This window comes from Nostoc sp. DSM 114159 (assembly GCF_053470285.1).
In genome coordinates, this window is the sequence record NZ_JBPFEH010000001.1 from 2,492,416 (window position 1) to 2,503,962 (window position 11,547).

An 11,547-nucleotide genomic window follows, 5' to 3' on the forward strand; every position below is an offset into this window, starting at 1 on the left:
TTTTTTATTTGTTGTTAATTATCAAGCTAGTAGACATGAAAAATTTAAAGCAGAACTCAGAATTTAATTCTGTATTCTGAATTCTTTCTTATTCAAATCAGGTTTTTGAGTGTTTATTTGCTGGACGTTTATAGTTAATTTCCAAATCAATTCACACAGTGTACCTCGTGGTTTTACAGTCTCGCGTTTAAAGCTGCCATTTAATTTTCTAGCAAGGTTTTGAGCCTGTTTTGTACCCTTGTTTTCGCTGTGTGCAGTTAACCCAGAACCATCATCTTTGATACAGAGTGAGTATTCACCGTCTACGCAAATCCCAGATGCTTCTATAGACTTTACTCCTCGTGCATGTTTACCCACATTACATAAACTTTCTTCTAAAAATAAGCATAGTTCCCTCTTAAGTTCCATATTTAAATATTTATCATTAATTGGCTCAAATGTGCGCGTTTTTATTTTAAGAGTTTTTAAATATTCTAGGTCGTAGCGTTCAAGTGTGCTGGAATATACTTCGTAAAATAAATCATGTATCTGACGATTTAAATCTATTTTTAATCCACTTCCTAATCTTAAACTTTCATAATTAGTCAGTGCTTCTACTCTTAAATATTCACCAATTTCACGAATCTCAGAATTAAGCTTTTCAAACTGATAAATTAATTGCTCATTGGGTAGATTCTGCTTCCTTAATTGTTGTAATCCGTTGGCGAGGGTTTGCAATGGTCCATTATGAATAAGATTAAATGTATATTCAATTGTGCGCTTTTGTTGATCATTTTTTTCACGCAACAGTTTATCATGCTGAAAAAATGCGAATGCACTTAATCCCACGCCATTCATTGCCAAAGTTAGCAAACTAGGAACCACAGGAATCCAAACTCCCCATAATAGCAAACTGATGTAACCGCTACCAGTAACGCCCAAACCCACAACTGTCACAGCCAACAGATTTTTCATAATAGATTGGGTAAAGCGTCCAATTGCGATCGGAGTAATTCCCCAAATTACTATCCATATATATTCCCAAGGTTCTGTCCAAGACTTCAACATCGGGCGATTGTTTAAAACAGCATTAACAATTTGGCTAGTTGCGTGTGCGTGGTACTCAACTCCATATATTTGTCCAGTTATTTTCCTTCCAGGAATTGCTAATGTATACAAATTATCTCCGACACTGGGAGATAAATTACCAACAATAATAATCTTGTCACGCAACCAACTAGGGTCAATCTTACCTTCTGATGTCTGACCTGTTTTAATATCATTTAGTGAAAAAATGCGAAATGGCTGATTTCTCTGTCGAAAGTTGATTAATATTTGTAATTCACCTGTAATTTTTTTATCAATATATCCACCAAAGTTTGGTATTACACGGGGTAATTCAGTATTACCAAATCGTATTGTATCTCGGTCTTTTGCGCCATCTTCATCACTAATTCCTCGTGATTGAAGGTAAAATTGGGCAAGTTTAAAACCTAGAGAAAAACGGTCTTCTTGAATATTATTGAAGTTTGGTGTCCACAAGATGTAGCGTCTATTTTTACCATCATTATCGTTGTGAATATCTACTATTCCAGTTCTTTCTTGAGGAATAAAATTGGGTGCTGGAATCTGAGGTTTCTGATTTTTTTCAATACCAAATATATTAGGATGAGCCTGAAAAGTTTTCACAAGTTGATTGTGACCTGGTTCAACAGGGACATTCTTGAAAAGGTCGAGTCCGATCGCACGAGGTTTGTAAGTTTCCAACTTGTTTAGTAAATATGCAATTTCACCATCAGGTATAGGATATCCTCCGGCTTTAGCAATATCGTCTTCATCAATGCCAATAATTACTACATGTTCATCAACAGGTTCGGGTGGACGCAGACGTAAAAATGTATCGAATAACATCCATTCTAGAACTTGTAGCGAACCAACCATACGAGCAAGGATAACCAGTATCAACACAATAATTCCTGGCAGTGCTGCATAGCGCCATATCTTTAATTCTGTGATAATTTCATCCCAACCTCTACGCATTTACTCTCATCTCCTAATCAATTAATCCTTCTTCACGCGCCCGGATTTCTGTTTGGATTCTCAAACTTTTTCCACCTTCCTTACAATCTTCTGGGTATACACCAAGTACATCCTGAATCTTCGTCCAGTAATTGCGAATAGCACGTTCCGATTTATACATCCGGTCGGCAATCGGTTTATCCATTAATCCTTCGTCAAATGCCAGACGCAAAACTTGCAACCAGTCCGGTTTCAGTTCAATCGCTGTTTTAATATCTTTAGTATGAGTTCCACCTTGGAGTGCTAAATTCGTGCGGATTAACATTTCCGATTCGGGCAAATTTTTATCTGCGATCGCAAATCCCCCCTGATGATTGTCGATTTCATGTTTGATCCGCACTAAAGCTTTAACATAACTGCTTTGTACCAAAAAATTCTGCTCTGGATATTGTTTGAGTAGCTGCTTGATCAGTTCAATTCCAGTATCAGTAGTCGCAGTAATTCCCTCACTCGCAGGAATCGATAAATCGACCACAATCAAATTCAAAGGTGCTTTTTCCTGCTCTTTATCTTCCTGTTTTACTTGTATTTGAGCTATTTTTTCTAAAGCATCTCGTGCAGTTTTCACCTGAAGAAATTCTGTGTCTGGATATTGTCGCTTCAGTACATCGAGGGTCCCAGTTAAAATCATTTGATGGTCATCGACAACCAAGATTTTTTGGGATTTGAAGTTTTGAGACTCTAATTGTATTTGGTTCTTTGCTAACTTATTCACACCAATTTCAACCATAAATTTTATACTCCTACTTTAAAAATTTCAGTTGAATATTCTGTGTAACTAGTAAATCACAAAAGGGTTTAATATCCCTGACTCTATAACGGTATACAATTAAGCGTGGTGTAAAACCATACTAAATTGATTCTGACCTGGGCAACGGAAACGTCTCCGGCTTTGCTCCTGAATTCAGAATAACTGAATTCTTCTTTATCTCAATAGCTTATCGGAGATAAACTTAACAGCGTATGCACAAAAGTGCATTTTTTACACTGTTACCCCAACACAAACACCCATTGTGTATGGGATTTTAAACTTCTTTGAGTAGGATAAAAATTGTCCTTGAAGAAGTTCACAAATTTGGCATAAAACATATTGACAACTTGGGGAAAATTTGGGAGTATCAATCTACGGCAAGTAGGTAGATTTTTAGTATTTTATAAGATTTAAATACATCTAAAACCCTTACAGAGGGCTGGTTTTTGTCGAGTGCAGTCGGTGGCTTGAATATGTTACCAGATGTAATCGCCTCAAGGCTGGAAACATTCTTCAATTTTGCAGTGCTAAAGTCGCGTCACCTAGAAATTAGCAATTGCCTCACCACTCACCAACATAGATTTTCCACAGGATATTCGGAGATAGAAACTAATGATTAAAAGTCCAGAGAAACTTGCAGATACGACAATTCAGTTTTCAGCTCCGGTGAGAGCAAACTCGCCGGAACTCCAGCAGCTTTTTGATTTCATTGCTATAGGAGCAAGTGAGCGCGATCGCGATCGCATCCTTCCTTATAATGTGGTTGAATTGATCCGGCGTTCCAGATTAGGTGCATTGCGAATCCCCGTAGCTGAAGGTGGTGGCGGTAGCACCGCACGCGAACTATTCGAGGTCGTAATTCGCTTAGGGGATGCCGATCCGAACGTCGCTCACATTGTGCGGAATCATTTCTCTGTCACAGAGCGGATTTTGCGTTCAGAACGCACCCCAAGGAATCGTCGCTGGCTCAAAGCCGTTGCTGATGGCGCGATTATTGGACTCGCTTCCACCGAACTAGAAGTCAAGCGATCTGGTGGTGGTCAAGTCGCGAATACAAAATTAACACCCGATGGCAACGGCTATCGTCTAAATGGGACGAAGTATTACAGCACTGGCAGCCTTTATGCAGACTTGATTTTTGTGCGTGTACTAGTACCTGATGGCACTAAAGCGTTTATACTGATTCCTACTAACCGCGAGGGGATTGACCTTGTGGACGACTGGGACGGCTTTGGACAAAGACTCACAGGTACGGGAACGACTACCTTCACGAATGCACGTGTAGAGGCAGATGAAGTAATTTTTGAGACAGATACAGACAAAGACAACCTACCCTACAACATCGTCCCGCAATTATTTTTAACAGCAATCAACGCCGGCATTATTCGCAGCGTTCTGCGCGATGCAACAACCCTCATCCGTACCCGAAAGAGGACTTTCTACCATGCTGTATCCGAGCAAGCCTCAGAAGACCCAATCTTGCAACAGACTGTCGGGCAGATTGCCGCCAATGCCTTTGCTGCCGAAGCAATCGTTTTGGCAGCAGCTGATGCTCTCGATCGCCTCCCTGCTGCCCAAGCTCAGGGTGAAGAGGCAGAAACGGCTGCGGCACTGGCAGCTTCTCTGAGTGCAGCCAAAGCCAAATTGATTGTCGATGATTTGGCTCTACGTTCGGCTACTTTGTTGTTTGAAGTGGGTGGGGCTTCTACAACAAAGAAAAGCTCCAACTTTGATCGTCATTGGCGCAACGCCCGCACTTTATCCTCACACAACCCAAATCATTTTAAGGCTCGTGCGATCGGCGACTACGAGATAAACGGTACACCATTGCCGCAACGCGGATTCTTCTAATTTTGTTCAGACCCCTGACTTCTAACTTGTAGCAATTGATCGGAAGTCGGGGATCTTGCTGGCAACCGAAACCGTTGAGAGGAACTATGAGTGCAATTGATACTACTTCTTTGAGAGCAAGTAAAGAGGCGATCGCTAATGGTAGACTTGTCCGCACTCTCCTAAATCCGCTTATTGTCGTGCGGGAAACTGAAAAAGAGGCAGAAGAATATGCTCAGGCGATTATCGATCGTGCCGATTATCAGTCAATTGCTGCACGTTCTAGCATTAGCAGCGATGCACATGCCTGGAGGGGGCATCAAAAGGGAAATCTGCGTCATGGCTTTGGTAGTGCGATCGGCGGTAATGTGCAGTTAATCGGTTTACCCAAACAAATCACCGAACAACTTTTGCAACTAAATAAAGCTGGTGTCGATGGTTTCCAGCTTGCCTTTTATGATTTTGAACCCGATCTGGATTTCTTCGGTAAGTGCGTTCTACCACTATTGAAACAGGCTGGACTTAGATTTTAAGGGGAATTGGGGGTTGAAATTTAACCTGCACTAAATTCTTATAGTCAAAGATAAAGAAATATTGATTGGATTTGAACAGCCCATTAAAAGGTGGTATTTATATCTTATACTACGGTAAGTCAGTCGACTTAGTGTAATTTAGTCCCTATCATCATAGATATGGCTGCTTAAACTCCTAAAAATTGATAATTGATATCAAGGAGTCCATTGTGGGGAATTATTTCAATGAACACCGTTTTCAGTACAAAGAAAAATGTTCTGCTAGTACAATCTTCGTAGTTGCAGTGTCTCTTCTGAGTTTGATAGCTTCTGGTTGCAGTCAACAAAAAGCTATCAACGTCGTAGCAAACTCAGATTCCTCCTCAAAAACTCTCACTACCAAAACTACAGAGAAAAACAATGTGATTCGCTTGGGCTACCAAAAAGGCGGGATTATTCCCATTGCGCGTCAACGAGGTGAGTTAGAGCGTCAGTTAGCCACGCAAAATATCAAAGTTGAATGGAGTGGCCCATTTGACCGTTGTGCTACGCTTTTAAGTTCTCTCAATGGGAATCGGGCAGATATTGGTGGATGTGGTGATATTCCTTCGATTTCTGGAATCGCTGCCAGACAACCTCTTTGTATTGGCTCTGTACAGCGTCCTAGTCCAGATTCTTTGAGTAGTGCCATCTTAGTTCGTGGTGATTCTCCTATTCAAAAACCGACTGATTTAGTAGGTAAAAAAGTTGCTGTTAATCAAGGTGGTGCAGGCGAATATCTGTTATTAAAAGTTTTGGAAAAAGAAAAGATTCCTTCATATAAAGTTCAGCGAGTTTATCTATCACCGAATGATGCTGCACCTGCTCTATATCAAGGTTCTGTTGATGCGTGGGCAGTTTGGGAACCTTATATTTCCATTGCAGAATTAGAGCATAAGGCACGGAGAATTACCACTACACACCCTGCTCCTACCTACGGCATTATGATTGTTCGTACTGATGCAGCTAAAGAAAATCCTGTAGCTGTAAAAGCTGCTCTTACTGCTTTGAGTCAGGATGGTGAGTGGTTAAATCAACATACTAATGCTGCATCAGATTTTTTAGTTAAAGAGCTAAAAGTCTCTGATGCGGTAGCCAAGCAGGTGACTAAAAATCGAGGCCCAGAGTCTTACGTATTTCCTAATACTGAAGATATCGCCAAGCTTCAGAAAACAGCTGACTGGTTACTAGAGCAAAAAATTATTCCGCAACGAGTAGATATTGCGACAGCAGTGTGTCCGTTAGAAACTACCGCCGCTAGGTAGGAAAGATACAGTATTTGATCCATATCGTAAGTAATGATACTGGTAATATTTGGCGACATTATTATCATCCCCAACAAAAGAGTCTGCGGTCTTTACGCTCTGGATATTCCAATGTACTTATAAAACAAGAAAGAGAAAATCATGGCAAATTTCACTAGACCACAACCGCCAGTCTTTGAACGAGTTGAAGAAGAACGACTCTATCGCAAACAACGCCTTGCGGCTGCATTTCGGCTATTTGCTCGTTTTGGCTTTAGTGAGGGAATCGCAGGCCACATCACCGCTAGAGATCCAGAGTTTACCGACCATTTTTGGGTAAATCCCCTTGGCAAGTACTTTGGTCACATCCGAGTTTCTGACTTGATTTTGGTCGATAGAGAAGGCGAAGTTGTCAAAGGTAATGCTCCTGTCAATCGCGCCGCTTTTGCGATTCATTCCCAGGTTCATGAGGCGCGACCTGATATAGTTGCAGCTGCTCATGCTCATTCTCTGCATGGTAAATCTTGGTCAAGTCTTGGTCGCCTGCTCGATCCCCTAACTCAAGATGCTTGTGCTTTCTATCAAGACCACGCTCTATTTGATGACTATAAAGGAGTAGTTTTAGATACTTCAGAAGGTAAAAGAATTGCTGAATCTTTGGGAGATAAGAAAGCTGTCATCCTGCGGAATCATGGCTTTTTGACGGTGGGACAGACAGTAGACGAAGCTGCTTTTTGGTACATTTCTTTTGAGCGATCGGCTCAAGCCCAACTGCTTGCAGAAGCAGCTGGTAAACCACTTCCCATTGACCACGAAACAGCAACTTTTACTCATAACCAAGTAGGAACCCATTCCGGTGGTTGGTTTAGCTTTCAGCCGCTCTACGACCGAATTGTAGGCGAAGAACCAGGCTTACTAGAGTAGTTGATGGTTATTTTTCTTGATTGTCTTTTTATACCCAAAAATTAACGTGTTTACCAATTGGCTGCGGCAAAATTTTTTCTTCTCTTTGGGTTGCTTGTTAATAGCAACAACAGCTTGCTCAGAGGTTAAGTCTACCAGTCCGGCAACGATCGCTACTAATCCTAGTGCATCCCAAGTCGCACTATCGAATACAACTCAACTGCATGTTGCTAAATTTAAAGGTGGCTGGGACTTAAATTTAAAGTTAGCTAAACTAGATAATTTCCCTTACACAACTCAATTTACTGAGTTTACTGGGGGTAATTTGATGGTACAGTCAATCAATGCTGGTGCGATTGACCTGGCTTCAGCTAGTGAAATTCCGCCGATTTTTGCGATTGAATCGAAAGCATCTGTAAAAATTATTGCCACTCTCAAAGGGCCCACGGTTGGTCAAGTTGTACTCGTACCCAAAAACTCGACTGCCAAAACGATCGCTGACCTCAAAGGTAAGAAAGTGGGTTACGTTAAAGCTACAACTGCCCACTACTTCCTGATTAAGATGTTGGAAAAAGTCGGGCTAACGATGAAGGATATCAATACAATTCCTTTATCGATACCCGATGGACTAGCTGCTTTTCGTAAAGGACAGCTTGATGCTTGGGCTACCTACGGTTACTCCATCCCCCAAGCCAAAAAAGAAGGGGCGCGGGTGCTGGAATCTGCAAAAGATATTTTGAGCGGTAACTTCGTAATTATTGCTTCACCCAATACGATCGCCGATCCCCAAAAGAAAGTTGCAATCGCCGATTTTCTCTGTCGTTTGCAGAAATCCCAAACTTGGCGGGAATCTAATCTCAAGCAATGGTCGAAGAATTATGCAAATACCATTGATGTTGATGAAGGCATCGTTTATCAGGATGCCAAGGAAGGACAACAACAGCGTCGTCAAGAATTACTTCCTGTTTCTGACGAGGCTATTGCTTCTCAGCAAAAGGTTGCTGATACCTTTTTTCAAGCGGGTGTAATTTCCACAAAAGTTGATGTTAAACAACTTTGGGACAGCAGTTTTAACGAAGATATCGCCAAATGCCAATAATTGCAGCAATAAGTAAAAAGCTAAATGTCAACATCACCTTATTTTTCATCAGGGTAAAAATATGTTTCATGGAATAGAAAGAGAATTATTAAATGGAGTACCTTGGTTATTTGGGCAACAGTCTCAATTCCCACATGATCTGCAATTATTAGATGAGCAAGAACATGAGATCCGTGATATTTGGGAATTTCCACCACAAGAATCTGCCGATCGCGAGCGTGTTTTTAAGCAGGAGATAAAACAGTTTGGGATTTTTAGCAAACTAAAAAGTTTTTCTTTAAAGGCTATCGCCAATAAATAAAGATAAGCATTATCAGCTACTCAAACTAATAGAAAATTTCAACTAATTTGCAATGTGCAGTACACCTTTACCGGGGTAGCTTCTTTCAAGTATTGGGATGACATCAGCACCGCTTCGCTAACAGTCAATCATTATTTATTCGTAAAACTGAATATTAGGTAAGCTAATTATTAGTTACTCATGATATTATGCTTTTCAGTATCTACTAATCTCGATAAAATCTCATTTCATCTTCAAATACCGACATGACAACAACGACTGACCTCGATTTTGCTGCACGTGAGGCGTTGCGCCTACTCGGCCCCGATCCCGAAAACTGGGTGAGCGATCGCGCAGATATTGACCACAATGTGACAATAGTAGGCGGTAGTGGCAGTGGCAGCACCTTTGCATTTGCCCTGCGGCGTGTCGGCATTGGCCGCGTGACAGTCATCGATGAGGCTCTTGACGAAGCCCATGCAGGCGTGTGGCTGACGCGGGCGCGGATGAAAAAGCTACGCACACCGAAAAACCTGCCAGGGCCAGAACTGGGCATTCCGGCGCTGTCATTTCAAGCTTGGTACGAGGCGCGGCACGGTGTTGAGGCATACGCAGCCATTGACCGGATTCCACGAGTGGCGTGGGCTGAGTACCTCAGCTGGTATCGGCATTTTCTGAGCATTCCAGTTCGGTATCAGACGAAGTTGGTGCGGATTGAGCCAGACGCAGATTTCTTTCGTCTACACCTAGAAGTGAACGGTATCGCCCAAGTGGAGACCACACGTAAAATTATCTTCGCCAACGGTGTAGCTGGCACTGGTGGCCCAAACATACCGCCTGTATTGGCATCTCTGCCACGCACCTTATATGCACATACCGCCGATGAAATCGACTTCAACAATCTGCGTGGCAAAACAGTAGCAGTGCTGGGTGCTGCGGCCTCAGCCTTTGATGCGGCAGGAGTGGCACTTGAATCAGGCGCTAAAGCAGTACATTTGTTCGCACGACGGTCAGCGATCGCATCTGTAGCAGTGAATCGCGTGCGAGGTTATCCTGGCGCTTACTATAACTATCCGCAACTACCTGATGCAGCTCGCTGGTTCCAAGCTTGGCGCTTTCATCAAGTTGGCTCTACGCCACCACCAGATGCAATCGAGCGGGTAATAGCGTTCTCTAACTTCCACCTGCATCTATCCGCACCGTGGAAATCTGCTCATAACCAGGGGGATCGCATCGTCGCTCAGGTAAATGATGATGTTTTCGAGTTTGATTTTGCGATCGCTGGTACTGGCTACTTTGTTGACCCGACAAAGCGCCCGGAACTCGCCGAATTTGCACATCATATCGCACTTTGGCGCGATCGCTATGAAGCCCCAGCCGACCAACGTGACGAGCGACTCAGCACCCACCCTTACCTTGGCAGCGCCCATGAATACCAAGAGAAAGTACCTGGCAATGCCCCGTACCTGAAAAATATCCATGTGTTCAATCCTGCTGGCTTCGTAAGCTTCGGTCTGCCCATCGGCGACGTACCCAGCATCCGACGCGATGTGCCAGCAGTAGTGGCAGGCATCAGTCATGACTTGTTCTTCGCTGACTGGTCATTACACGAAGCCCGGATCGCTAGCGGCAACATTTCGCCGGACTTCGACACGTTATTGTATGCAGACGCGGTATGGCAACAGCAAGCCAAGGTGGCAGTCAGCTAAATTTGCGTAGCGTTTATAATTCATATCAAAGTAGTAATTACGAATTACAAATTACAAATTATCTAAATGCTTCCACTTCTTCAGGAACCTTCATTTGGTCGAGAATTCCCCAGATTTCTTGTAACATCGGCTCTAACCCGGTGCGAGTAACTGCTGAAATCACAAAAACCGGCGCGTAGGAAAGATGATTAAGTTGGGTGGCCAACGCCTCCAAATCGACAGTTTCGCGATCGACTGCATCAATTTTATTCAGCGCCAAAATTTGCGGACGTTCTGCTAAACCCCGTCCATAAGCTTGTAATTCTTCCTTAATTGTGTTGTAGTCTCTAACCACATCATCACTAGTAGCATCAATTAAGTGAAGTAACACTCGCGTGCGCTCAATATGGCGCAAGAAATCGTGCCCCAGTCCTGCACCTTGAGACGCGCCCTCGATTAGTCCGGGAATGTCGGCGAAAACAGTACCATCGCCTGTAGGTTTTTGCACTACACCCAAATTTGGGATCAGGGTAGTGAAGGGGTAGTCTGCGATTTTCGGACGTGCTGCTGATAAAGATGAAATTAAAGTGGATTTACCAGCATTTGGTAAGCCAATAATCCCCACTTCTGCCAAAAGTTTCAACTCTAGGCGCAGCTGCTTTATTTCTCCTGGTAATCCTGGGAGGGCATATTCTGGGGCGCGGTTACGGTTGCTCAAGAAATGCTGATTTCCCAGTCCGCCTTTACCACCTTGGGCAATCAGCAAAGTCTGCTTAGGTTCAATTAAATCCCCTAGCAGTTCGCCAGTTTCAGCATCATAAATGGTTGTACCGCAGGGAACCTCAATAATTAAATCCTTTCCGGCTGCCCCAGTGCAGTTATTTGGCCCGCCACGAGTACCCTTTTCTGCCTGGAAGCGATGGTTGTATCTAAAGTCCAACAAAGTTTGTAGATTTTCTTCGGCAACGAAAAATACCGAACCACCTCTTCCCCCATTACCACCAGAGGGGCCGCCAGCCGGCACGTATTTCTCTCGCCGGAAAGCGACAATCCCATCGCCGCCTTTACCAGCTTCAACTTCAATTTTTGCTTGATCGATAAATTGCATCTTTCTAGAGTCCTGTTAGCGGATAGCTAGGGTTT

Annotated in this window: 10 protein-coding genes; 7 read left to right on the forward strand and 3 right to left on the reverse strand. The window is 43.1% G+C overall.

Annotated elements, in window-relative coordinates; genetic code table 11:
- Positions 1-63: 63 nt before the first annotated feature.
- Positions 64-2,019 carry a CHASE2 domain-containing protein gene (locus ACR5KR_RS10280; protein ID WP_448266441.1) on the reverse strand — a complete coding sequence of 652 codons (1,956 nt, stop codon included), beginning with the start codon at positions 2,017-2,019 and terminating at the stop codon, positions 64-66.
- A gap of 13 nt (positions 2,020-2,032) precedes the next feature.
- Complete coding sequence (locus ACR5KR_RS10285; protein WP_448266442.1) at positions 2,033-2,788, reverse strand: DNA-binding response regulator; 756 nt, start codon at positions 2,786-2,788, stop codon at positions 2,033-2,035.
- Positions 2,789-3,421: 633 nt separating this feature from the next.
- Here ACR5KR_RS10285 and ACR5KR_RS10290 point away from each other — a divergent pair.
- From ACR5KR_RS10290 to ACR5KR_RS10320, 7 genes are all read left to right on the forward strand, one after another.
- Positions 3,422-4,660: an acyl-CoA dehydrogenase gene (locus tag ACR5KR_RS10290; protein WP_448266443.1), complete on the forward strand. Its 1,239-nt coding sequence runs from the start codon at positions 3,422-3,424 to the stop codon at positions 4,658-4,660.
- Between the two features lie 86 nt (positions 4,661-4,746).
- Positions 4,747-5,172: a hypothetical protein gene (locus ACR5KR_RS10295; RefSeq protein ID WP_445626672.1), complete on the forward strand. Its 426-nt coding sequence runs from the start codon at positions 4,747-4,749 to the stop codon at positions 5,170-5,172.
- A gap of 209 nt (positions 5,173-5,381) precedes the next feature.
- Positions 5,382-6,455: an aliphatic sulfonate ABC transporter substrate-binding protein gene (locus tag ACR5KR_RS10300; RefSeq protein WP_445626671.1), complete on the forward strand. Its 1,074-nt coding sequence runs from the start codon at positions 5,382-5,384 to the stop codon at positions 6,453-6,455.
- A 141-nt stretch (positions 6,456-6,596) separates the two neighbouring features.
- Entirely contained in the window at positions 6,597-7,358 is a 762-nt protein-coding gene (locus ACR5KR_RS10305; protein WP_445626670.1) for a class II aldolase/adducin family protein, read from the forward strand.
- A gap of 46 nt (positions 7,359-7,404) precedes the next feature.
- Complete coding sequence (locus ACR5KR_RS10310) at positions 7,405-8,436, forward strand: ABC transporter substrate-binding protein (RefSeq protein WP_445626669.1); 1,032 nt, start codon at positions 7,405-7,407, stop codon at positions 8,434-8,436.
- Positions 8,437-8,497: 61 nt separating this feature from the next.
- Positions 8,498-8,737 carry a hypothetical protein gene (locus ACR5KR_RS10315; RefSeq protein WP_448266444.1) on the forward strand — a complete coding sequence of 80 codons (240 nt, stop codon included), beginning with the start codon at positions 8,498-8,500 and terminating at the stop codon, positions 8,735-8,737.
- Positions 8,738-8,982: 245 nt separating this feature from the next.
- Entirely contained in the window at positions 8,983-10,425 is a 1,443-nt protein-coding gene (locus ACR5KR_RS10320) for an NAD(P)-binding domain-containing protein (RefSeq protein WP_448266445.1), read from the forward strand.
- 58 nt (positions 10,426-10,483) lie between these two features.
- Here the strand turns inward: ACR5KR_RS10320 and obgE are convergent, their stop codons facing one another.
- Positions 10,484-11,512 carry a GTPase ObgE gene (obgE, locus tag ACR5KR_RS10325; protein ID WP_448266446.1) on the reverse strand — a complete coding sequence of 343 codons (1,029 nt, stop codon included), beginning with the start codon at positions 11,510-11,512 and terminating at the stop codon, positions 10,484-10,486.
- Positions 11,513-11,547: the final 35 nt, after the last annotated feature.

Coding starts and splice junctions, on each gene's coding strand:
- ACR5KR_RS10295 (WP_445626672.1), top strand. CDS start 4,747: ATGAGTGCAATTGATACTACTTCTTTGAGAGCAAGTAAAGAGGCGATC.
- ACR5KR_RS10290 (WP_448266443.1), top strand. CDS start 3,422: ATGATTAAAAGTCCAGAGAAACTTGCAGATACGACAATTCAGTTTTCA.
- ACR5KR_RS10285 (WP_448266442.1), bottom strand. CDS start 2,788: ATGGTTGAAATTGGTGTGAATAAGTTAGCAAAGAACCAAATACAATTA.
- ACR5KR_RS10320 (WP_448266445.1), top strand. CDS start 8,983: ATGACAACAACGACTGACCTCGATTTTGCTGCACGTGAGGCGTTGCGC.
- ACR5KR_RS10305 (WP_445626670.1), top strand. CDS start 6,597: ATGGCAAATTTCACTAGACCACAACCGCCAGTCTTTGAACGAGTTGAA.
- obgE (WP_448266446.1), bottom strand. CDS start 11,512: ATGCAATTTATCGATCAAGCAAAAATTGAAGTTGAAGCTGGTAAAGGC.
- ACR5KR_RS10280 (WP_448266441.1), bottom strand. CDS start 2,019: ATGCGTAGAGGTTGGGATGAAATTATCACAGAATTAAAGATATGGCGC.
- ACR5KR_RS10315 (WP_448266444.1), top strand. CDS start 8,498: ATGTTTCATGGAATAGAAAGAGAATTATTAAATGGAGTACCTTGGTTA.